The organism is Methanocalculus chunghsingensis (assembly GCF_018132105.1).
GTDB lineage: Archaea > Halobacteriota > Methanomicrobia > Methanomicrobiales > Methanocorpusculaceae > Methanocalculus > Methanocalculus chunghsingensis.
The window spans coordinates 12,309-33,193 of sequence record NZ_JWHL01000019.1 but is presented as its reverse complement, the minus strand read 5'-3'; the positions used below and the strand labels follow the sequence as shown (position 1 = coordinate 33,193).

30 protein-coding genes and 2 tRNA genes are annotated in these 20,885 nt (G+C 47.9%); 19 read left to right on the top strand and 13 right to left on the bottom strand.

Going from position 1 to position 20,885, the window contains the following annotated elements; genetic code table 11:
• The 7 genes from RJ53_RS10205 to RJ53_RS10175 form a co-directional block, all read right to left on the bottom strand.
• Nucleotides 1–618, bottom strand: a complete 618-nt coding sequence (locus RJ53_RS10205) for a hypothetical protein (RefSeq protein WP_211531519.1) — start codon at nucleotides 616–618, stop codon at nucleotides 1–3.
• A 135-nt stretch (nucleotides 619–753) separates the two neighbouring features.
• Nucleotides 754–825, bottom strand: a tRNA-Arg gene (locus tag RJ53_RS10200).
• A gap of 51 nt (nucleotides 826–876) precedes the next feature.
• The gene (locus tag RJ53_RS10195) at nucleotides 877–1,212 is read right to left on the bottom strand and encodes a hypothetical protein (RefSeq protein ID WP_211531518.1); all 336 of its coding nucleotides are present in this window, start codon (nucleotides 1,210–1,212) and stop codon (nucleotides 877–879) included.
• 371 nt (nucleotides 1,213–1,583) lie between these two features.
• The gene (locus RJ53_RS10190; protein WP_211531517.1) at nucleotides 1,584–2,753 is read right to left on the bottom strand and encodes a M20 family metallopeptidase; all 1,170 of its coding nucleotides are present in this window, start codon (nucleotides 2,751–2,753) and stop codon (nucleotides 1,584–1,586) included.
• An 11-nt stretch (nucleotides 2,754–2,764) separates the two neighbouring features.
• Nucleotides 2,765–3,274, bottom strand: coding sequence for a hypothetical protein (locus RJ53_RS10185; RefSeq protein WP_211531516.1), 510 nt, complete (start codon nucleotides 3,272–3,274; stop codon nucleotides 2,765–2,767).
• Nucleotides 3,275–3,325: 51 nt separating this feature from the next.
• Complete coding sequence (moaA, locus tag RJ53_RS10180; RefSeq protein WP_211531524.1) at nucleotides 3,326–4,207, bottom strand: GTP 3',8-cyclase MoaA; 882 nt, start codon at nucleotides 4,205–4,207, stop codon at nucleotides 3,326–3,328.
• Nucleotides 4,191–4,796: an RlmE family RNA methyltransferase gene (locus RJ53_RS10175; RefSeq protein WP_211531515.1), complete on the bottom strand. Its 606-nt coding sequence runs from the start codon at nucleotides 4,794–4,796 to the stop codon at nucleotides 4,191–4,193. The genes moaA and RJ53_RS10175 overlap by 17 nt, the downstream gene beginning before the upstream one ends.
• Before the next feature lie 107 nt (nucleotides 4,797–4,903).
• Here RJ53_RS10175 and RJ53_RS10170 point away from each other — a divergent pair, with 107 nt between their 5' ends.
• Both RJ53_RS10170 and RJ53_RS10165 read left to right on the top strand, forming a co-directional pair.
• The gene (locus tag RJ53_RS10170; protein WP_211531514.1) at nucleotides 4,904–5,647 is read left to right on the top strand and encodes a DNA polymerase sliding clamp; all 744 of its coding nucleotides are present in this window, start codon (nucleotides 4,904–4,906) and stop codon (nucleotides 5,645–5,647) included.
• Nucleotides 5,647–6,642 carry a DNA primase large subunit PriL gene (locus RJ53_RS10165; RefSeq protein WP_211531513.1) on the top strand — a complete coding sequence of 332 codons (996 nt, stop codon included), beginning with the start codon at nucleotides 5,647–5,649 and terminating at the stop codon, nucleotides 6,640–6,642. The genes RJ53_RS10170 and RJ53_RS10165 overlap by 1 nt, the downstream gene beginning before the upstream one ends.
• A 1-nt stretch (nucleotide 6,643) precedes the next feature.
• Here RJ53_RS10165 and RJ53_RS10160 read toward each other — a convergent pair whose 3' ends face one another.
• Nucleotides 6,644–6,820: a hypothetical protein gene (locus RJ53_RS10160; RefSeq protein ID WP_211531512.1), complete on the bottom strand. Its 177-nt coding sequence runs from the start codon at nucleotides 6,818–6,820 to the stop codon at nucleotides 6,644–6,646.
• Between the two features lie 58 nt (nucleotides 6,821–6,878).
• On the opposite strand from RJ53_RS10160, the gene RJ53_RS10155 reads away from it, so the two are divergent.
• The 9 genes from RJ53_RS10155 (at nucleotide 6,879) to RJ53_RS10115 (ending at nucleotide 12,034) form a co-directional block, all read left to right on the top strand.
• Nucleotides 6,879–7,472 carry an HDIG domain-containing metalloprotein gene (locus tag RJ53_RS10155; RefSeq protein WP_246496090.1) on the top strand — a complete coding sequence of 198 codons (594 nt, stop codon included), beginning with the start codon at nucleotides 6,879–6,881 and terminating at the stop codon, nucleotides 7,470–7,472.
• Entirely contained in the window at nucleotides 7,465–8,028 is a 564-nt protein-coding gene (locus tag RJ53_RS10150; RefSeq protein ID WP_246496089.1) for a thiamine-phosphate synthase family protein, read from the top strand. The genes RJ53_RS10155 and RJ53_RS10150 overlap by 8 nt, the downstream gene beginning before the upstream one ends.
• Before the next feature lie 11 nt (nucleotides 8,029–8,039).
• Nucleotides 8,040–8,231, top strand: a complete 192-nt coding sequence (locus tag RJ53_RS10145) for a 30S ribosomal protein S17e (RefSeq protein WP_211531511.1) — start codon at nucleotides 8,040–8,042, stop codon at nucleotides 8,229–8,231.
• 7 nt (nucleotides 8,232–8,238) lie between these two features.
• The gene (gene dapA / locus RJ53_RS10140; RefSeq protein ID WP_211531510.1) at nucleotides 8,239–9,126 is read left to right on the top strand and encodes a 4-hydroxy-tetrahydrodipicolinate synthase; all 888 of its coding nucleotides are present in this window, start codon (nucleotides 8,239–8,241) and stop codon (nucleotides 9,124–9,126) included.
• Complete coding sequence (gene dapB, locus RJ53_RS10135) at nucleotides 9,119–9,877, top strand: 4-hydroxy-tetrahydrodipicolinate reductase (RefSeq protein ID WP_211531509.1); 759 nt, start codon at nucleotides 9,119–9,121, stop codon at nucleotides 9,875–9,877. The genes dapA and dapB overlap by 8 nt, the downstream gene beginning before the upstream one ends.
• Before the next feature lie 66 nt (nucleotides 9,878–9,943).
• Nucleotides 9,944–10,117, top strand: coding sequence for a DUF362 domain-containing protein (locus RJ53_RS10130; protein ID WP_211531508.1), 174 nt, complete (start codon nucleotides 9,944–9,946; stop codon nucleotides 10,115–10,117).
• 72 nt (nucleotides 10,118–10,189) lie between these two features.
• Nucleotides 10,190–11,206, top strand: coding sequence for an aspartate-semialdehyde dehydrogenase (gene asd / locus RJ53_RS10125; RefSeq protein ID WP_211531507.1), 1,017 nt, complete (start codon nucleotides 10,190–10,192; stop codon nucleotides 11,204–11,206).
• A gap of 8 nt (nucleotides 11,207–11,214) precedes the next feature.
• Complete coding sequence (gene albA / locus RJ53_RS10120; protein WP_211531506.1) at nucleotides 11,215–11,490, top strand: DNA-binding protein Alba; 276 nt, start codon at nucleotides 11,215–11,217, stop codon at nucleotides 11,488–11,490.
• A 79-nt stretch (nucleotides 11,491–11,569) separates the two neighbouring features.
• Nucleotides 11,570–12,034: a hypothetical protein gene (locus RJ53_RS10115; protein ID WP_211531505.1), complete on the top strand. Its 465-nt coding sequence runs from the start codon at nucleotides 11,570–11,572 to the stop codon at nucleotides 12,032–12,034.
• A gap of 43 nt (nucleotides 12,035–12,077) precedes the next feature.
• On the opposite strand, the gene RJ53_RS10110 is transcribed toward RJ53_RS10115, so the two are convergent.
• A complete protein-coding gene (locus RJ53_RS10110; protein ID WP_211531504.1) occupies nucleotides 12,078–13,541 on the bottom strand; it encodes an RNB domain-containing ribonuclease in 1,464 nt (487 codons plus the stop codon).
• Between the two features lie 136 nt (nucleotides 13,542–13,677).
• Nucleotides 13,678–14,646, bottom strand: a complete 969-nt coding sequence (locus RJ53_RS10105) for a DUF7544 domain-containing protein (RefSeq protein WP_211531503.1) — start codon at nucleotides 14,644–14,646, stop codon at nucleotides 13,678–13,680.
• 159 nt (nucleotides 14,647–14,805) lie between these two features.
• Here RJ53_RS10105 and RJ53_RS10100 point away from each other — a divergent pair, with 159 nt between their 5' ends.
• The gene (locus RJ53_RS10100; RefSeq protein WP_211531502.1) at nucleotides 14,806–15,360 is read left to right on the top strand and encodes a hypothetical protein; all 555 of its coding nucleotides are present in this window, start codon (nucleotides 14,806–14,808) and stop codon (nucleotides 15,358–15,360) included.
• Nucleotides 15,361–15,382: 22 nt separating this feature from the next.
• On the opposite strand, the gene RJ53_RS10095 is transcribed toward RJ53_RS10100, so the two are convergent.
• The gene (locus RJ53_RS10095) at nucleotides 15,383–15,568 is read right to left on the bottom strand and encodes a hypothetical protein (protein WP_211531501.1); all 186 of its coding nucleotides are present in this window, start codon (nucleotides 15,566–15,568) and stop codon (nucleotides 15,383–15,385) included.
• Nucleotides 15,569–15,805: 237 nt separating this feature from the next.
• Here RJ53_RS10095 and RJ53_RS10090 point away from each other — a divergent pair, with 237 nt between their 5' ends.
• The 5 genes from RJ53_RS10090 (at nucleotide 15,806) to RJ53_RS10070 (ending at nucleotide 17,220) form a co-directional block, all read left to right on the top strand.
• Nucleotides 15,806–16,195 (top strand): carboxymuconolactone decarboxylase family protein, encoded by a 390-nt coding sequence (locus RJ53_RS10090; RefSeq protein ID WP_211531500.1) that lies wholly within the window; start codon nucleotides 15,806–15,808, stop codon nucleotides 16,193–16,195.
• A gap of 30 nt (nucleotides 16,196–16,225) precedes the next feature.
• Entirely contained in the window at nucleotides 16,226–16,387 is a 162-nt protein-coding gene (locus tag RJ53_RS10085; RefSeq protein WP_211531499.1) for a hypothetical protein, read from the top strand.
• 271 nt (nucleotides 16,388–16,658) lie between these two features.
• A complete protein-coding gene (locus tag RJ53_RS11725) occupies nucleotides 16,659–16,760 on the top strand; it encodes a type II toxin-antitoxin system HicA family toxin (RefSeq protein WP_343221884.1) in 102 nt (33 codons plus the stop codon).
• Nucleotides 16,760–16,969: a type II toxin-antitoxin system HicB family antitoxin gene (locus tag RJ53_RS10075; RefSeq protein WP_211531498.1), complete on the top strand. Its 210-nt coding sequence runs from the start codon at nucleotides 16,760–16,762 to the stop codon at nucleotides 16,967–16,969. The genes RJ53_RS11725 and RJ53_RS10075 overlap by 1 nt, the downstream gene beginning before the upstream one ends.
• Nucleotides 16,966–17,220 (top strand): DUF1156 domain-containing protein, encoded by a 255-nt coding sequence (locus RJ53_RS10070; protein WP_211531497.1) that lies wholly within the window; start codon nucleotides 16,966–16,968, stop codon nucleotides 17,218–17,220. Before RJ53_RS10075 ends, RJ53_RS10070 begins: the two co-directional genes overlap by 4 nt.
• Before the next feature lie 619 nt (nucleotides 17,221–17,839).
• Here the strand turns inward: RJ53_RS10070 and RJ53_RS10065 are convergent.
• Nucleotides 17,840–17,911, bottom strand: a tRNA-Thr gene (locus RJ53_RS10065).
• 300 nt (nucleotides 17,912–18,211) lie between these two features.
• Complete coding sequence (locus RJ53_RS10060) at nucleotides 18,212–19,012, bottom strand: sugar phosphate isomerase/epimerase family protein (RefSeq protein ID WP_343221883.1); 801 nt, start codon at nucleotides 19,010–19,012, stop codon at nucleotides 18,212–18,214.
• Nucleotides 19,013–19,025: 13 nt separating this feature from the next.
• Here RJ53_RS10060 and RJ53_RS10055 point away from each other — a divergent pair, with 13 nt between their 5' ends.
• Both RJ53_RS10055 and hypD read left to right on the top strand, forming a co-directional pair.
• The gene (locus tag RJ53_RS10055) at nucleotides 19,026–19,751 is read left to right on the top strand and encodes a radical SAM protein (protein ID WP_211531496.1); all 726 of its coding nucleotides are present in this window, start codon (nucleotides 19,026–19,028) and stop codon (nucleotides 19,749–19,751) included.
• Nucleotides 19,752–19,836: 85 nt separating this feature from the next.
• A complete protein-coding gene (gene hypD / locus RJ53_RS10050; protein WP_211531495.1) occupies nucleotides 19,837–20,856 on the top strand; it encodes a hydrogenase formation protein HypD in 1,020 nt (339 codons plus the stop codon).
• Nucleotides 20,857–20,885: the final 29 nt, after the last annotated feature.

Genomic DNA, 20,885 nt, shown 5'->3' with positions numbered 1-20,885 from the left:
TCAGTCGTGGGTAGTTGACGTCATCCATTTAGGGATTTTTTTGTATAGGATTCTCTCCCATGTTGTATGAACATCTGCCTCACTCCAGGGGTCCGGCCCTGTCATTGTGGCAGCTCCCAACAGTTTCCCGCTTTGCTTATCAATGAAGTGTAAAACAACCTTTGTCACAGCGCAATCTTCGATGAATGCCCGGAACTCATCATCGGCTGAATTTTCCTTCAGGTTATTGAGCCATTTTGGATTAAATGCATCACTAAAAACATAGATCATCACATCTCTGGGTTCGATCCCATCAATACGTGGATCTGTCCAGAAGCCGGCAATTTCCATCTCGACGGTCAATGAACGGTTTGCTTCAAATCTGGTAAAGTTTGTTGTTGTCATAAAACCGTCATCATCACGATTCTTTTGAGTGAAAACGGTCAATTCAATGGGCTCGTCTTTTTTCTGCTGCACAATAACAGGTGTATTTGTTTCTTCAGGTTGTGTTATTTCAGGTTGTGCCGTTGATGTGGGGGCTATAGGCAGTTCTGTTTCCGCCTGCGTACTGCATCCTGCACCAGCAACAGCACCAAGGATTACGATTCCAGTCAGGATTACGATCATTAGTTTCTTCATAATTCTGACTATTATATTTTTATCTATAAATATATTTGTATATATGATATGTATGATAAAATACTTTAAATAACGGCTTGCTTTTTACAAAAAATAAAATAATCACAATTTTGAGATTATTTGGAAAATGAGATACGCCCCGGCCGGGACTTGAACCCGGGTCAAAAGCTCCGCAGGCTTCTAGGATATCCACTACCCTACCGGGACCCGCAAAGGTGCTCTACCCTATATGCGATATCATCATAAAAAACTATTGTTTTATTGCTGGACCCGCTCGGGAATTCTCATCATGATCTCAGCTGTGACGAAGTTTCCAACAAAGGTAATTTGATATGTCCCGGATCTCCGGATGACAATCTCTCGCGTGCTATCGAGAGCAAAAGTCCGGCCAAATCCATCCTTCACAACTATAGTGTCTGTCTCTGCATCCTTCACGGTACATTCTAACCAGACATTCTGACTTAAATGGTCTATCTGATATCGATAATCCTTCTTCTCACCATAATCGCTCGTACCTTCTTTAATCCGGGTTCGCAGTTCAGGCGTAATATCAAGATCTATTATCAAAGGTGGATGTGGAACATCAACAACCATGGTTATCTCATTATATTGAAAATCCATCTTCTGTGAATAAATTACGGTTTGATTATTATTTCCTGATGATGTACTGACAGACTGGGGCAGTATTTGAACACCATCTATGGGAGTATTATCTTGTGTTATAAATGTTACATGGCCGGGATCTATGATTGCCGTCGGTGTCGTCGCGGGTACAATCGTAGCGGTCGGGGTTGGTGCTGGTAACGTATCCTGACCGTTCGACAATCCAGAGGGCGGTGCCGTACACCCGGTAGCAACGATCAACATCGCGCAAATAATCAGGAGGAAACCAATGTGCCGCATCATCATTTATATCCTGGTGTTTATATTATATAATTGGTTCATATAAAGTTGGTTATTTCACATCAAGATTGGTAAGATCGGATAACGCCACAAAATATCTCGCTTGCATTTCTCAGATCACGATGCGTAACCCTCTCATCGACCGCATGCAGTGTCCTGATGTCTCCGGGTCCATATTCAACCACTCTGAAGCCTTTTTTTCGAAGGGAACGGGCATCACTTGCCGCCCACTGGACGATCGGCTGTGACGAAACATTGTAAAGCTGGTTGATCTGTTGGATGATACGACCAACAATCTCTGAATGCGGAGGTGTCAGTGATGGATTCCAGACACTTGATGGTGTGATAATCGCATCAGGGGCTTTGCACCGGATCTCCGTAAGGAGTTCATGGGCATCGCATCCCCAGGGGAGGCGAAGATCCACTTCAAGATGGCACTTCTGGGCGACGATGTTTGCCTTCTCTCCACCTGAGATGATGCCCGGATTATACATAATCCTTGTCAGTACTGAACGCAATCCCTTTGTTTGAAATATATCCGACAGGATCTGTTCGGAGTGATCGATAATACCTTTCATTGATGGATCAATCGGATATTCACGATTATGTAGTTCTGTGATGAAATGAAGAAAATTGAATGCCTCCATCACCGCACTAACCCCGACACAGGGATACAGTGAACTATGGCCCGGGGTTCCTGTAAACTCCACAGAGAACCGGCAAAGGCCTTTCTGGCCTATGCAGGGTGCTATTGCCGGTGTTGGCTCTGCGATGATGCAGTCGGATGGCAGTATCAGTTCCTTTGCAAGCAGGTGATGTATTCCATGCGGGCCACCCACCTCCTCATCACAGACGAAGGCCAGGCTGACGTTTGGTTCAACCCCTTCTTCCACGAGAGCTGCGACTGCTGAGAGAATAGAGGCGCATCCACCTTTCATATCTGTACTACCCCTGCCCCAGACGAACTCATCGTCAACCATTCCAGAGTATGGCGGATGGCGCCACCCCTCATCGAGTGCCGGAACGACATCGACATGTCCACAAAGGAGGAGGGGGTGGCCCTGCTCTCTGGTGATCAGGTTGCAGTGTCCAGGTGCATTCTCGATACAATCTGTTGCAATACCGAGAGAGTCGAGGATATCTGAAATATACTCTATCACATCTGTTGTGATACCCGGGGGGTTGTCACTATTAATCCTGATTAATTCAGAGGTTATCCTGACCGGATCCATGATAGCAGCCTTTAAACCATATATTCTGACTGAAATGATCTGAAGAGCTTTGAGAGGGATGCTCCCTTGTAGATGCTCTTCAGCAGTTCTTTCTTAAAGAAGTCATCAATGAAGGTATGAAATACATATGCGGGAATTGGTTTTGAGGATGCAGGATCAAGAATTATCCGAAAGCTTCGGTACTGAGCGGGATCATCATCTGAATATACTCCCTGCCAGAGTGCCGGAAGGGATCCAAAGGTGTCAGGATGGTTCTTCTTCAGCCAGTTAATGAACGGCGTAAAGAGGAGGCGATCACCTTTCTTCTCTTCATCGATTCTCCACCGCATATACTCTCCTGCCATGATGGATCTCGGAGATTCGTAGCTATAGCCTGCTACACTCAGGGTATAGTCGATATGAGCGACGGCATCGAGCCAGTGAAACCAGAGAACAGGATCAAAATCTGAGGTTGATTCAAGTACAAGTGATTTTGAGTAGAGGTATTCAAGTTCACGCATATACTCATTCTTCTCTATCATAGGTGAGTATGAGAAGGACAGAGAAAAAAGGGTTGCTATAACGGCATCTGCTCAGTCATAGAATGGACTGCGGAGAGAGACGGCCTTTTGAATCAGTTCATCCAGTTCCTGACCTTTTTTCCCCCGGATATCGATTTCATTATCTGTCCTGAGCAGACAGGGCTTTAACTTCCCATCGGATGTGACCCGAAGCCTGTTACAATGTGCACAGAATTCAGTATTATGTAATGGTCTGACAATCTCAACCTCGGCTCCATCCACACAATACTTCTTCCGGTGATGCATACGCCGGGTCAGTACTTCTGTTGCCTCGGATGCAATCCGATCCTCAATTCCATTGAGTTCTGCGTGTGAATCACATTTGTTGAATTGCATCAGCTCGATAATCTGAAGAACGAGATTACGGTTTCCCCGTACAAAATCAAAGAAGTCAGGGAGCTCATCCTCGTTAATACCCTTCAAAAGGACAACATTCAGCTTCACCGGGGTCAGGCCCGCATCGAGTGATGCATCTATTCCTGCAAGGACGTCTGATAAAAGATCTTTTCCTGTGATTTCAATATAACGTTCATTTTGGAGTGTGTCAAGACTGATATTTACCCTGGAGAGGCCGGCTTCCTTGAGATCATATGCGAGATCTGCAAGAAGTGTTCCGTTTGTCGTCATGGATGACTCTATTCCGGGAGGAACAGACTCAATAATCTCAATGAGATCATCCCGGAGTGTCGGTTCACCTCCGGTGAATTTGATACTCCTGATAGGATAGCGCGTAACTGCTCCTATGATATCGATGATCTCATCTGTTGTCATCAGTCTGCCTGCCTCTGTTTCCCCTTCAGCATGGCAGTATATACAATTGAGATTGCAGGCCGGGGTAAGTGATATTCTTACATTGGTGACAGGCCGGCCGTATGGGTCAATCAGTGCTGGCATCATCTCTTATATGGATATAGTTTTTCGCTACTATATATGTCTCAGTGCTCCCCTTCCGTGTAGCCCGTGTCCGATAGACCCGAACAGAATAGAAGTTATTACGGACCTCGGTGAGAAAGTCATTGAATAATTCTCCCTGAAATGTCTTAACGACGAAATTTCCACCTTGCTTAAGAATTTGTTGTGAGAATTCGAGGGCTTTTTCATTCAGGTCAATGATGCGCGCCTGATCATAACTCTTCTTACCAGAGAGTTTTGGTGAGACATCGCAGGTGACAACACTCACCGGATCGACCATCTTCCTGACTTCTGACTGAATAAGCGGATCAGTGAAGTCACCAGTAATTGTTTTGACGCCCTCAAGAGGCGAAACAGGCTGAAGATCCACCCCGACGATGACGCCCTCTGTCAGGTTTCGCAGCACCTGAAGCCAGCTGCCTGGGGCGCATCCGAGATCGACGACATTATCTGTAGGGCGAAGAATGCCAAACTTTGCATTGATATCCAATAATTTATATGAGGCTCTAGAGCGATACCCCTCTTGTGTAGCATGTCGGTATGCTGAATCGCGTGACCATTGAGAACCCATGATGTTATTACTCCTGTACCCGAATGCTTTTATCTGCAAGGGTAACGATAATAGAACAATATAATTTATCCGTATTTAGTTCTTAACAAAATAATAAGGGGTTTGTGATGTTAAAAGCAACGATAGATGCAGACATTTTCAGAGAATCAATAGACTCGGTTTCGGCTCTTGTAGGAGAGTGCCGCCTGCATGTTAATGAGAATGGGATAAAAACGAGAGCGGTGGACACTTCAAATGTCGCTATGGTCTCCCTTGAACTGGATGCGGATGCATTTCAGTCGTACAGTGCAACAGAACAGGAGATTGGTCTTGACATTGCAAAGATGAAGAATATCCTCGGAATGGTCGGAAAGAGCGATCCAATCGATCTCGAACTTGATGCAGAAGGGAAGAAGCTCTCGATAAGTTTTAGAAGTTATCGTTATTCTATCTCGCTTCTTGATACCAAGACGATTAGAAAGGACCCAAACCCACCAAATCTCAATCTTCCGGCAGTTGTGACCATCACCGGTGATGCTTTAAATAACGCTATTAAAGCCGCAGGTGTCGTTTCTGACAAGATCGCCCTTATGGTGGATCCTGAGCGTTCCGTCTTTGCAATGGTTGCTGAGGGAGACTCTGATAATATCAGACTTGAGCTTGGACAGGATGAGGTAACTTTTGTTGAACTGGCAGAGGCTCGTTCTCTCTTTTCGCTCGATTATCTCAAAGATATGGGGAAAGTCATGGGGAGGGCCAGCTCCGTGGATATCCGTCTGGGTATTGATCATCCCGTCCAGTTTGCATTCACAATCGCCTCTGATAAAGGGCGCGTCGGATATCTCCTCGCACCCCGTATCGAGGCGGATTGATGAGACTTCAGCTTGGGCTGCAGGAATTAGCACATTATCCTTTTTTAAAAGAAACCCAGAAGATCATTGCGGACCGTGGCCTGTCAATCCTCTCGATTACTCAGAACCGGGAGAGTCGGATTTATCTGGAGGCAGCTGTAAACCGAATTCGCGAAGCAACTCAGATTCGTGATACACAGCGATATTCTGAAGCTGAGGATGCTTTTCTTGATATCGTCAGTTACGGGCTTGCACGAATTCTTATCTCATGTATTAAAAATCGTACTGGTATCGGCTTGCTTGCACGATTTGAAGCAGATAGAGCTCTCTATTTTGTACAGCTGGAACAAAATTCGAATCTTAGAAATCACCTCTTCAGGGAGCTTGGAATGCCGAGTGGTGGTGGATCTATCCCTTTTATAAAATATGTTGAGCTCTCATCCACACTTCGCGAAGAGAGATTTCGGCTGGTGAATCGGGACCTCTGGAATGGAATGGTACTGGTCAGTCATGACGACGAAGTGATCCTCCTTCGTGAACGAATCCGGACTCTCCTCATCGATCAGCTCCCTCTCGATCTCCCGAAAACGGTCTGTTCTGATCTGGAACCGTACGTTAAAGACGTGGAGAACATCATTGGAGAGAGGATAACGTTAGAATATGGTGATGTGGATGAGGCGGGGTTCCCCCCATGTATCAGGGCGTTGTATGATGCCGCTGGAGAGGGACGTCCGATTTCTCATTCGGGAAGATTTGCATTAACGACGTTTCTCCATACCATCGGGATGGAGACGACCGGAATTATCAGTCTCTTCTCAGGCGGTAGTGGTTTTGATCTTGAGATGACATCATATCAGGTCAATCATATCATCAGCCAGGGGGATGAGGGGTATACAACCCCTTCCTGTGCAACGATGAGAACCCATGGCATCTGTATCGGGAAGAATAAGAGTTGCGAACAGGTGAATCATCCGTTGAGCTATTATCGGCGGAAGAAGAAAAGTTCGAAAAAATAGATTATATAGCCTTCTCTATGACGGTATACCCTGCACCGATCAGAATGAAGATAAAGACGAGGAGCGCTGCGAGATAGGCGTACCCTGGATCCATGATTGCCGGAAGTCCGATGAGGAGGGCAAGGAAGATGATCAGGCTTGTAATGCCGATGGCGATATCCATAAGCCATGACTGCATGAGGATATACTAGAACAGCAGAGGCTTTATGGTTTTCCAATAAACCTTGCTCATTGTTATGTCAGACCATAGCATCTATCTCTCCCCAGGTTCATCCTATCATATGATTCCATCAGATCCCTTCTCGCTTTTACAGGAATACGTAGTATCTGACCAATTGAGAGAGCACTGTCTGGCAACCGGTGCGATCATGCGTGAGGTTGCCGCTCACCAAAACTGTGATCCCACACTCTGGTGGACAATTGGGGTTTTACATGACATCGATTATGAGATTGTGAAGGGTGATATGACGAGGCATGGGCTGGAAGGTGCCGATATTCTCCAGCGCCTGGGCGTCTCTGAAGAGATTACTGAAGCGATCCGGAGGCATAATCACCATCTCTTTACCGATCATTCATCGCCTCTCGATCTCGCTCTTCAGGCCGCAGACAGTATCTCAGGACTGATCATTGCCTGCGCCCTTGTCAAAGGAGGGGCGATAGAAGAGGTCACCGTCAGGACGGTAAAGAAGAAGATGAAGAATAAGGGATTTGCCGCTGGCTGTGATCGTGAGCGTATTCGTATCATCGGGGACATGATGGACCAGGATCTCTTTATCGAAGCAGCTATCAATGGTGTACAGTCGATCTGGAGGTGGCCAGGGAATGAGTGAGAAGATATCTGATGAGAGGGAGGAAGAAGTGATTAATCAGCTCACCCTTGCTCTTGGAAAGCTCAGGGGAGGGATGGACCCCCGCCTGATACCGGAGGTTGGAAGCAATCTGGTCTATGCCCTTCCAGGTGCGCGTGAGCCGGGTGAGGTTGCAGGTGTGGAGGGAAGAATTGTCAGACTGCGCGGGTCAATTCATCCTGTTGGAGATGTTGCGTTTGGTGCGAGTGATCATATCGCCCGGATCGTCCTTACTGCGATGAGATTTGACCCGGATATGAGATCAGCTGTCAATATCCGATTTTCTGATCCTCTTGCAGCCCTCATTGATGAGCTTTCATTTGATATCTGCTGGTTTGATAGAAACCAGGAGCCCCCGGGAATCAGAACAATGGACTGGGGGGTTGCATCCTGTTGCAGGGATCATGTTCCGGATATGATCCTCGATAGGGGTGCTGTTGGAAAAGAGCCGATGATCCGGATTCTCGGTTCCGATCCCATGTCGATAACAAACACAATAGTTATGTTGTCATCGCGCATTACTAATATGGAAATCTGAGGACGATCTACATGGGAATCAAACCAAGCTACATTAAATCCATTGGAACAGGACTGCTCGAGAAGCATGAAACATACTTTTCTAACGATTATGATGATAATAAACACGCAGTCTCAAATCTGACCACCATCGAGAGTAAGGATGTACGGAACCGGGTGGCAGGATACATTACCAGAAAGGTAAATACCAGAAGGCGTCGATAACTACTTCATGTTTCAGGGAATTATCCCAGCAATTATAACTCCTTTTCAAAGAAACCCTTCAATGGAAATTGATATTGAAGGGCTTCGCTCAAATATCGAACATCTCCTCACTCAGGGCATTCATGGCATTGTTCCGTGCGGTTCTACCGGGGAATCTGCTACCCTGAGTTTTCAGGAGCATGAAACGGTTATTGAAGAGGTTGTATCGGCAGTCGGTAGTAGTACTCCTGTTATTGCTGGAACAGGATCCAATAACACTGAAGAGGCACTGACCCTCACAAAGGCTGCAAAAAGGATCGGTGCTGATGCAGCTCTTATTATCAGCCCGTATTACAACAAGCCAAACCGCGCGGGTCTTATTAAGCATTATACCCTTCTTGCGGATACGGGACTGCCGATCATCGTGTATAATGTGCCATCACGTACCGGGCAAAATCTTCCGGCAGATCTTATCATCGAACTTGCCGCCCATCCGAATATCGTCGGTGTTAAAGAGGCGAGTGGAGATCTCGGGCAGATGTCACAGATCATCGAAGGTACCAGGCATCTTGACCGGGAGCATCCTTTCTGTGTCCTCTCCGGGGATGATAATCTCACCCTTCCGTTGTTTGCGCTTGGGGGAACCGGGGTTATTTCGGTAGCGGCAAACATTGAAGCTGCGCGAATGGTTTCACTTTATAATGCATTCATGACGGGGTCCCTTGAGATGGCCAGAGATATCCATTATGAGCTCTCCCCCCTCTTTCGGGCGATGTTCATCGACACAAATCCCGTTCCCATCAAAAAAGCGATGGAGCTGCGAGGGATGGCGGCCGGCCCAATGAGATTACCCCTGACTGAGCTGAGAGATGACGAAACACGTACATTACAGAAGGTGCTGAGTCAATATGATTAAAGTGGCGGTATGCGGCGCGTTTGGTCGTATGGGTACGATCATTGCAAATATGGTACATGAAGATCCCGAACTTGAGTTTATCGGGGGGGTGGATCTCCGCGCTGGAGAGGTCCTTGGTAAGCCTGTTGTCGTATCTGATGAACTTGCGGCTTTTCTGGAAGAGAAATCTCCTGATGTGCTGATAGACTTTACAGTTGCGGCTGCATCGGTCCGGAATATCGAGATAGCAGCGGCACATGGCGTTGCCCTTGTCATCGGGACAACCGGCTTCTCTGAAGAAGAGGAGGAGCGGATTAGAAAGGCGACTGAAGGTGTGGTTCCGATCGTCAAAACCACAAACTTCAGCGTGGGGGTCAATACCTTCTGGGAGTTGATCAGACATGCTGCATCTCTTCTTGCAGATTATGATTGCGAGGTTACTGAGGCACACCACAGATACAAGAAGGATGCGCCAAGTGGCACGGCACGTACAATCATCTCTATCCTCGAGGAGGAGATGGGTGCCAGGGAGAAGATGTATGGTCGTGTCGGAATGACGGAGCGGGGTGATGAGATCGGTGTCCATGTCATACGTGGCGGGGATATTGTCGGTGACCATTCCGTTCTCTTGTCAGGTAACTTTGAGACGATTGAACTTTCCCACCGCGCGTATGATCGTTCGGTTTTTGCCCGTGGCGCGATCCGTGCAGCCAGATGGGTTTCAGGACAAGCCCCCTCAATGTACACGATGAAAGAGGTCCTTGGGCTCTGAGTCTGATGCTCATATCGAAACCTATTTCCCATATTTTTAATAAAAATAGATATTGGAGGAATCCGATTGGTCGCTATTGTAGATAAGGAAAAATGTACAGGCTGTGAGAGTTGTGTTGACATCTGCCCGAGCGCAGCTATTACAATGAAGGATGATATTGCTGTCGTTGATGCTGATGCCTGTGTGGACTGTGAAAGCTGTGTGGATGAGTGTCCTGTAGAAGCCATCCACATGGAATAGGTTTTTTTGCCCGGGTCCGGGCGGATTAAAACTCTAACAATTAAATATATTCTCACCCTTACTCTTTTATCCATGATCAATGTCGGAGTTCTCGGTGCTACAGGTGCCGTCGGTCAACGGTTCGTTGAGTTACTTGCGGATCACCCATGGTTTCATCTCCAGACACTCACAGCCTCAGAGCGGAGTGCGGGTAAACCATACGAAAAGGTTGTCAACTGGAGGCTGGAGACTCCATTCCCTGATGAAATCGGTGATTGTATCGTCAGTCCGACCACAGTCGAAGCAGTAGCTGATCTTGATATTGTCTTCTCAGCTTTACCTGCTGATATTGCACGATCGCTTGAGGCTGAGATGGCTGATGCCGGACTGATCGTATGCAGCAATGCTTCATCTCACCGGATGGATCCAACTGTTCCCCTCCTTATTGCTGAGATCAATCCCGATCACACCGGTCTCATCGATGTCCAGCATGATCGTGGTCGTGATGGATGCATTGTAACCAATCCTAATTGTTCGACTATTATGCTCTCCTGTTCACTTGCCCCCCTTCTTCCACATGGTATCAGGGATGTGAAGGTGGCAACACTCCAGGCGATATCAGGTGCAGGATTTGATGGTATCCCTGGAATGGCGATCTGTGATAATGTCATTCCCTATATCGGATCGGAAGAAGAGAAGATGTCTGAGGAGCCGAGGAAGATCCTGGGTACATTTAATGGTTCTGAGATTGAACCGATCACATTTCCGATTAGTGCCAGCTGTAACCGTGTCCCGGTTATAGACGGGCATATGCTCTCTGTCTGGGTTGAGGCAGAGTGCGGTGTTGAAGAAGCGAAGAAAGCGTTTGAAAACTGGGCTGCTCCCTTCTCAGGACTGCCCACACAGCCTGATAAGACTCTGCACATATTTTCACAACCTGATCGCCCACAGACCCGGCTGGATCGAAATCTTGGGGACGGGATGACAGTCTCAATTGGTCGTATTCGGGAAGGGATACGCTATACGGCAATGGGGCATAATACTATCAGAGGGGCTGCAGGCTCATCCGTTCTTAACGCTGAACTGCTGAAGAAGAAAGGTTACATTTGAGGGATCATATGCTCATGGATAACACAGTGTTCGTTGGTAACAAACCAGTCATGAATTACGTACTCGCAGTGGTGACACAGTTCAATAATGGGGCAGAGACAGTGGCAATCAAAGCAAGGGGAAAAGCAATCTCCCGGGCTGTTGACACCGCTGAGATCTCACTGAACCGTTTCCTTGAAGGAGTTGGAAAGAAAGATATTTCCACATCGACTGAAGAGATTGAGACCGATACAGGCAGAACGAATGTATCGAGCATTGAGATCGTTCTCAGCAAGGGTATCTGATTATTCCTATGGATCAATCTCTCGAGGGAGATTGTTCCTACCAGAAACACTATAATTTTTCAGATCCATAGAGTACACTATGAAAGCAGGCATTATCCTGGCAGTACTTTTCCTCTTCAGCTTCTGCTGTCTGCCTGTCGCTGCATCTGCTGAATCCAGATACAGCTATATTACCTTTCATTCCGTGGATATCAGTCTTGAAGAAAGCCGCGCAGTCGTCACTGTCGACTACTCGGTAGACTCCGGGGTTCAGATTCTTGTGTTATTCCTTGGCAATCAGGATCTTAAGAGTAAAGTCGATCGTGTAATGAATTTCGATAATGCACACGTCAGAACAGCAGACCTGAACAGAGCTGTTCTTGTTGTTGATTCAGCATCTTTTGATTATGGTGATGGTAGTTACTGGTTCCCCCAGCATGAGTTTCTTGTAACCATTCCGGATATAACCCTCCGCACTCCACAAATGACAAGGAAGTACTCTATGGAAGCAGTTATTGAAGAGGGGATCGGGTACTTTGCGCGTCCGGATCAGCAGAGGAGATAAGTGGGGTACCTCACCCCTGCTTTCCATCTGATATGGAAGTCTCTTAGATCCGCTCCAGATCGATGAATCCCTTCTCAGGATCTGTATTGAGCAATCGTACGACAATCTTATTTCCAACCTTCAGCCCTTTTTCATTCTTAACGATGCGCCCTTCAACCGGAGGATCGATGATTCGGGCATAGGTCCCCTTCTCTGCAGCACCGGTGACGATGGCACGGAACTCTTCCCCAATTCTGTCCTGAAGTAGAACAGCTGCGGCAGCCTTAATCATGAAACGCTCTACTTTTTTTGCTGCCTTCTCGGTTGCAGAGAGGTGCTCCGCAAGCATTTCAAGTTCATCGAATCTATATGGCGGGGAATTCGAGCTGATTACAGCTTTGATGAGCCGCTGGATGATGATATCGACATACCGTCGATTTGGTGCAGTTCCGTGAGTATAATCTGTCACAGCGAGAGCAAAATGCCCAACTGAGTCTTCATCAGGTGCAATAGCGACGTACTCTCCAGGACCCATGAGTTTGACGACCGTCAGGGAGAGGTCCGGAAAAGTCTCTGGATCTGCCTTTTTCTGGGAGAGGAGGAAGGCCGCCAGGGCCTGCGCATCCGGCTCTTCCGGAAGGTGGACATGTCGGGATGCTGCTTCTTCGATGATCCCTTCCCAGTTCCTTGGTGTCCGGACGATACGCTGAACCATCGGATAGGACGCATCTTTCAGCTGGTTCACAAGAGTCCTGTTGGCAGCGATCATGAACTCCTCGATGAGTGAATGTGCCGGGCTCTCCTTCTGAATGACAAGGCCTGTGACATCTCCGTTATCCATGACGGGGGAGGCCTCGATCGTCTGAAGATCGAGGAATCCCTGTTCTGCGCGTTGCTCCTTCATACGTTTTGCAGCTTCATTCTGAAGAAAGAGCTGATCGGCGAGGTCCTCTATCTCAAGATTGTCATAGGGAAAATCTCCTCCCTCTTCAAGCCACTCTCCGACCACTTCATAAACAAGTTTAGCTTTGTTGCAGACGATTGCCGGATAGACATCTCCATGCCTGACCGTCCCATTCGGCAGGACAGCATATTCGATGACAACAGCCATCCGGTCCTGGTGTGGGTGGAGAGATGTGATACCTTCCGAGAGCTGTACCGGGAGCATCGGATAGGTGATGACACCTGTATAGATGGATGTTCCATGCTTTGCAGCATGCCGATCAGTGGGGGAACCCTTCCTGACGAGATGATCGACATCAGCTATGGCAACTTTCACGTGAATCTCGTTATCAGGTCCTTCTTCACAGAACTGGATCTGATCGATATCCATTGTATCATGATTGTCGATTGATACCCAGAGGATCGATCTGAGATCGACAGCATCTCTCCTCGCTTCTTTAAGCTTCCATTCCTGAAGTTTCTGTACTTCGCGTATTACTGCTTTTGGGAAGGATGGATGGAAGCCATACTTTTCCATCGCCTGGTCAGCGATTGCCCTGAGATCTGGATGCCAGCGCTTCTGCATGAGGTAGAGATGGTATTCCTACCAGAAGAATCTGTCCTCTATCTGCCTGATGAATTCTTCTGTGAAGATAGAGTTTTGTTATGGGGAGGGCAATTCTGCCGGGAAAAAAGGTATTCCGGGTGGAAAATTTTTTGTGTCAGTTTACTTCTAATACATCCTCAGGAAGCAGAGCATACTTTTCTGACAACTTCGCCAGAACCTTAAGCGAGTATGTACGGAAGAAGGTGATGAACGGGACTGTGATCAAAAGCATTACCGGAACTGCAAGTATCAAGAACGGAATCAGAAGCGGAAGCAGGAACGATGCCGGAAATGCCAGGAAAAGGTGGAGGAGGAAGCCTATAATGACGAAGGGGATTGCGATTATGAAAAAGGCGATGAACGTAATGATGGCCATCACAATCCCTGCACCAATACCTGCGAGTACTCTGATGATCAGATAAATGAATGCCTGCATCCACTGGTTTGTTAACGTCTGCACAAGGTGTTTCCAGCCCTCAATCACCCCGCAGTCCTCTTTGATCATAATCGGAACGACAAAATCGATTGTAAAAAGCATGATAATGCCGATAATAAGGGCGATAATGATAAAGATCGGTATCAGGAAGACGAGAATAAGCATCCGGGGGAGGATGGCCGGATCCATGAATGTCAGGATGATTGGGAGCATGATTGCAGCTACCATCAGCATCAAAAGAATGGTTATTCCTGTCTCAAAGAGAAATAGCCTGAATCCTTTTCCCAGACGTTCTTTGAAGGGTTCTGTGAGATGAATATTCCGGGTACGTATACAGTCAACAAAGACAAACTGGAGAATGGCACCGATGAGGGTATAGACAAGAGCAGCGAGGATAATTAATCCGATACCTGCAATGACGATACCGGAGAGGCCGGGTGATGGTGGCAGAGTCGTGGGAGTGCTGATGCCGTTAATAAAATCACTGTCAGAATATGAAAAACCCTGTGGAAATCCACCCCCGGCACCGACAAAGAATGCAATGAGTGCCAGGCGGAGCCAGACTCCGGCACGAAAAGGCCAAAGAAGCTTTTTTGTGCTCTTGATTGCACCATCAATCTCGGTAAATGCAAAATATTTTCCAGTCATATCAGGCTGATGGTGTTCTCTCTCATATAAATCCATACCTTAGATATGACATAATCAGCGAAACGCCCGCCAATATCAATGACGATGCAAAATGAGAATGTATTTTCATATCTGAGTGTCAGGTAAGGATGAGTACGTATCCTATGTGGGGTGTATTATTTGGAGAGGCTTGAGGCAATTGGCATCATCTTAATTATTTTTGGAATATTGGGGCTGATAGGTACCGGATATAGCTATACACTTGGTACCGCATCGGAGATTCGAACCGTACTTGATGATTCAAGTGCCATTCTGGATCGTCATGAGAGTTCGATACGATCAACCGGTGAGGCCGTCCATGGTATTGGCCAGCCACTACAACTGGTTGGGAAGTCTATGCGGGATGCAGGTACTCTCATCAACATGATTCCATTCGTTTCTGCCGGAGATCCACTTGTTGAGGCTGGTGGAGTTATGCAAACTATTGGATCCGAGATGAATGTTACCGGGTTGGATCTCATAGATACATCGGATGATATGAAATCCCTTGCCGAGAACCTCTCCAGGCTAAGTGGTGATATTATTATAATCATGAATATGGCGATGATAAGCCTTGGGCTGATGTCAATGATGATGATCCTTGTCGGGTTGGGATTCATGGAGATTGCCTCAGACAGGAGAGAGCGGGATCAGATGCGAAGGGATATTGATGAGCTGATAAGGAACAGAAGGTGATCCGATTATAATGGTAATCATATCAGCCCCCTCCCCTTGGTCCGATTGCGATAAAAACGACAATAAAAAGTATTATAAAAAAAGCTACAAAATTGAATGGTTCCTGAAGGTCTTCAGGAATATATGAATATATTGTGGGGGCGATAAGACCGATGAATAGCAGAATCAGACCTGCCAGGAGATAGGTATACACCTCTTTATCTGACATGGTGTGATCTCCCATTTGTTCTAGAACTAATTATATAATTTCTTTGTTAAAATTGATGATCATATTTTCTTCATGAATCAACTGATGGTAAAACTATTGATTGAGAAGCAGTTGTTCAGCTTTGTATTGATCGTTGTTCCGTGGTGGTTAATTCATCTCTGACAATCCAGATTCATGGTGTAGGATACCAAAGAGGAGTATAGTATTATCTGCCATCAGGAGGTAATAGACGTCCTGATGTCAGAGGAACGATACAACAAAGGCCTCGCCCAACTCGAGGCGATGGGTGGTGAGTCGGTACAGGCGATGCTCAATCAGCTGGAGGATATGTCATCTGATCTTACCGGGATGACGGTTGCATTTGCATATGGAGATGTGCTCTCCCGGCCCGGCCTCGATCTCCGATCACGCCAGCTTGCAACTGTTGCAGCGCTTACGGCTCTTGGAACAGCCCCGGTACAACTCAGGGCCCATATCGATATGGCACTCGCCGTTGGTTGTACGAGGGACGAGATCCGTGAGGTCATCATTCAGATGGCGGTCTATGCAGGCTTCCCTGCTGCCCTCAATGGAATGGCGGCGGCAAAAGAGGTTTTCCGGGGTCGGGATGAGGGAGAGATGGGGTGAGGTTCTGACTCAAGCCTCCGAATCAATGGCTTGATTGCCGTCACTGGTCAGCCAGTACCCCCGGCACACACCCTTGAGGTAATAGCCCGGAGAGAGGCAGAGATAGATAAGATCCATGCCGCTGTCCGTGAACGGCTCATAAAAGAGATTAACTACCAATCTGATCGAAAGATCAAACTGGAAGAAGATTAGCAGGCAGGAAAAGAGCTCATGCTCCCGCGGAATAATGTCAGGAAAACCCTCCGGGATCTCAATGATTGATTAAAAAGCTGTGAAAGGGAGTTACAGGCGATGCGGCATATCATCACAGAACCCCCAAAGATCGCAGGTGCCGCCCTGATCCGGCGGGCCGGGATGCGGAGGGAAAAAGCATGAAAGTACGAGAGGTTATGCACTTGATAGAAGACAAGGATGGTATCTTGTATCAACCCGTGGCAGTCACCGGCAATACAAACACCCTGTAATTCCTGGCAGGATAACAATCCCCGGCAAACCGTCTGATGTACTGCCGCCCGGTAGTTTGAATGGCATCTGGAAACAAGCAGGATTAAAAGAGGGTAAATAATGCACAGATTTCTAATTGTCATTGAGAAGGCTGAGACTAATTATGCTGCATACTCTCCGGATCTTCCCGGCTGTGTGGCGACTGGAAAGACTCGTGAAGAAGCGGAAGAACAGATGCATGAGGCGATCGCGTTTCATATTCAAGGTTTAAAAGAGGATGGTCTCCCTATCCCTGAAGCCCGTTCTTCTGCTTCATGGGTACTAGTATGACCGCTCCCGTAAAGGTACCTAAGAAACTGATCCAGGTGGCCCTGCCGCTGGTGGATATTAATGTGGCATCTGTAAGAGAGATGTCGATCCGGCACGGCCTTCCATCTACCCTGCATCTCTGGTGGGCTCGGCGGCCGCTGGCAGTGGCACGGGCATTACTCTTTGCACAGCAGGTAAACGATCCCGACTATGAACGTAGTCTCCAGCGGGGGATGAGCCGTGAGTTTCTGTCGAAATCGAGATCAGTATAGTGGCAAAAACAGACACAGAGTTTGTTGAGACACTCCAGAGGACCGTGAAGGAGAATAGCAGTTCGCTAAAGTTTAAGGAAGCAGAATTTGAATGAGAGATTTACTCCCTTTCTTTTTCTCCACATATTCTCCAGCCAGATATCTCTCTCTAGTACAGTAGTACAGTACAGCAGTATAGTATAGCAGTATGACGTATAGGCCATACTGATGATCATACTATCCTTTTCTCCATAGACTTCTCCAGGAGGATCTCGGATCCCTTCATCCCGATCCAACCTCGATCCCGATTAATCAAGATCCCAGATCCGGTTTTTGTTGCTATCACGTTAAGAGAGATCCCTGATCATAGAGTGTACGTACATGTACTTGCATGTACGTACAAGGGAAATAAGATGACAAATAAGGCTAAAAATCAAATCTGAGCCATTCCTGAACGTATAAGAAAAAGGATCGCACTAACAGTAGAACCGGACAATCACGCATATCAGAAAAACGCGGGCTTCAAAGCTTATCAATTCTTCGATACGGCCCTATATGCGCTTAAAATACAAACCGATCATGGAACAATATTAATAGGCAGCAATTTAAGCTCGAATTCAGAAAAGAACGATAAAAAGCAAGCCTCGGGCGGGAATCGAACCCGCGACCTCTTCCTTACCAAGGAAGCGCGATACCGCTATGCCACCGAGGCAGTCCTGTCTGCATAATTGCTGCAATTTTTCATCGCATCGATGAACGAGCCATTCTCAGGCCGGCCATCAGGCAACCGCTGACAGATTGCATTACATAGTTGGCGAGTTCTCCTTTAATACTTTCCGGAATGCTCTCTCATCTGCGATACGATTCGAGGGCCCTTTTATAAACTCATACCGGATCGTCTCCTCTCCTCGCATCAGTGGCACTCCCCATCAGCCATGCTCTTGAGGCTGTCCTCTCGGGCTAACCCTTCTCTGCCTGCTGCCATTATCTCTTCTGTGCCATTCTTCCTGATTCACCCTCTGAGCATCGGCCGAAGCGCTTCGATGCTTGAGAGTACGCCGTCGAGTGTCTGAACCTCGATCACAGGTGTGATCCCCTCCCTGTTTACGGCACGGCAGACCTCTGTAAAGTCGATAGTTCCGGTTCCGACTGCGGTATGTGCATCATTTGTACCGTCATTATCATGGATATGGATATGAACAAACGAGTGTTTGAGAAAACCCGGGAGGCAGGCGTTCAGATGGGCATGGCCGACATCAAGGGTGAGAGGGGCGCCCTGCAGGAGCGGGATCTCGTCGGGAGTCCTGAGGAAGAAGTAATCCCAGTTCCCCATATTCTCAACTGAGAATGTGACACCCCGATCGATGGCGGCCTCGGTGATCTCGTCTAGTGATCTGGCAAACTGCTCCTCGGCAGCCCCCCGCTCCTCCACCCATGCAAAATAGCCGGGGTGAATGATCACATCTGCATTCACCTCGGCGGCGATTGCGAAGCAGTCATCAATCACTTCGACACTCGCTCTTCGTATCGGCTCAAGGAGTGACGCAATATTCACCCCACGGGCTGGCGCATGGATTGAGTAGTCAAATGAGTAGGACTCAAGTATCTCGGATGAGCTGATATAATGAAGACCGTCATCCATAAGCTCGATCATATCGGTGATCTCAGAGAGCCTCTCAAGTGCGTAGGGGAGAGGGTGTGTGTGCAGACAGTAGGTCGAGACCGAGAACATATACTCTTCAATCGGAAGAGTCGGTGATAAAAGTGTGGGATCGTCCAGACTCCGGATAGATGTATCAACACCAACCTCCAAGTAACCTTCTCAAATGACATACAGGTATCTCTTTGGCCCGGTACAGTCCCGCCGCCTCGGAAGATCCCTCGGGGTTGACCTTGTACCCGATAACATCTGCTCCCTCGACTGTGTCTACTGCGAGTGCGGCACCACCTGCCATATCACCCGAAGAAGGAGAATGTATGTTCCGGTCGGTGAGGTACTTCAGGAACTCGATCACTTCCTCGCAGGCAATCCTCTTCTCGATTATGTCACCCTCGGCGGAACCGGCGAGCCGACCCTTCACCTCGGTATCGGAGAGATAATCGTCTATCTCAAAGAGCATCATCCTGAGTACAAGATCGCGGTCCTGACGAACAGCACCCTCCTCTCGGATCCGGGGATCAGGCAGGAGATCATCGCTGCTGATCTCATCCTTCCATCCATCGATGCCGTAACGAAAGAAATCTTTGAGATAATCAACCGCCCGGCACCGGGTATCGCTCCTGATCAGATGATAGACGGTCTTATTCAGTTGAGAAGAGAATTTCCACGTACAATCTGGCTTGAGATATTCCTCATACCTGGGATCAACACGGGAAATAAAGAGCTCCATCTTCTCAGGGATGCTGCACTCCGGATCAATCCGGATCTGATCCATCTAAACAGCCTCCACCGGCAGGGTGCTGAACCATGGGTTCAGGGGATGCCGGAAGAAGAGCTCCACCGGATATGTCGATTCTTCAGGGAGTATTTCAGTGAGACATACGTCATCTGAGAGTTGAGACGTTCACCACTTTTGCCACAGGTCTGCTCCCACAACCTTTTCTGTCCATCAGTGAGAATACTATGAGAGAGTTCATATGGCGGTTGGGAGAGAGATCATCAGCAGACTAAAGGACCAGGTCACCTCGGATCTTCGGATCATGCATGTCTGCGGAACACATGAAGCGTCGATTGCAAAACATGGTATCAGAAGCGTCCTGCCTCCGCAACTGAATGTTGTGATGGGACCTGGGTGCCCTGTCTGCATCACCCCACAGGGTGAGATTGATGTCGCTATTGATCTTGCTGCAGAAGGCTGTATCATCACAACATATGGTGATCTCCTCAGGGTTCCGGGATCCAAAGGATCACTTGAATCTGCTGATGGCGATATCAGGATTGTCCAGGGGATTCATAAGGCCGTTGAGATCGCAAAGACCACCGATAAGGATGTCGTCTTCATCTCAGTCGGATTTGAGACGACGGTTCCGACTGTGGCTGCCACACTCCTTCAGGAACCGCCGGAGAATTTCAGCATCCTCTGCTGCCACCGGCTCGTTCCCCCTGCGATGCAATGGCTCCTAGATCAGGGAGAAGCTGACCTCCATGGCTTTATTCTCCCCGGCCATGTCTGCGCCGTCATGGGATATGAAGAGTACGAACAGTTTCCGGTCCCTCAGGTCGTTGCAGGCTTTGAAGCAGAAGATCTCCTTCTTGGCCTCTACATGCTCGTTGCCCAGATTAACGCAGGCGAAGCGAAGGTCGAGAATGCCTATCCACGTGCAGTGACACGGGAAGGGAACCGAAAGGCAAAAGAACTGATGTACGAGGTCTTCTCTCCCTCAGACATTGAATGGAGAGGCTTCCCTGTCATTCCCGGCTCTGGTCTGGCATTAAAGCCCGGATTTGAGGGATATGATGCGCTGAAGCGGTACGAGATGACGATCCCGCATATTGAAGATCGCTCCCCCTGCATCTGCGATCGTCTCCTCCGAGGCCTCGCCGAGCCGACCGACTGTCCATTGTATGGAACAGCCTGCACCCCGCGATCCCCGGTCGGGCCATGTATGGTCTCTCATGAAGGTGCCTGCCGGATCTGGCACCAGTATCACAGATAACGATATCCTTATCTGTTTTTACATTAAAC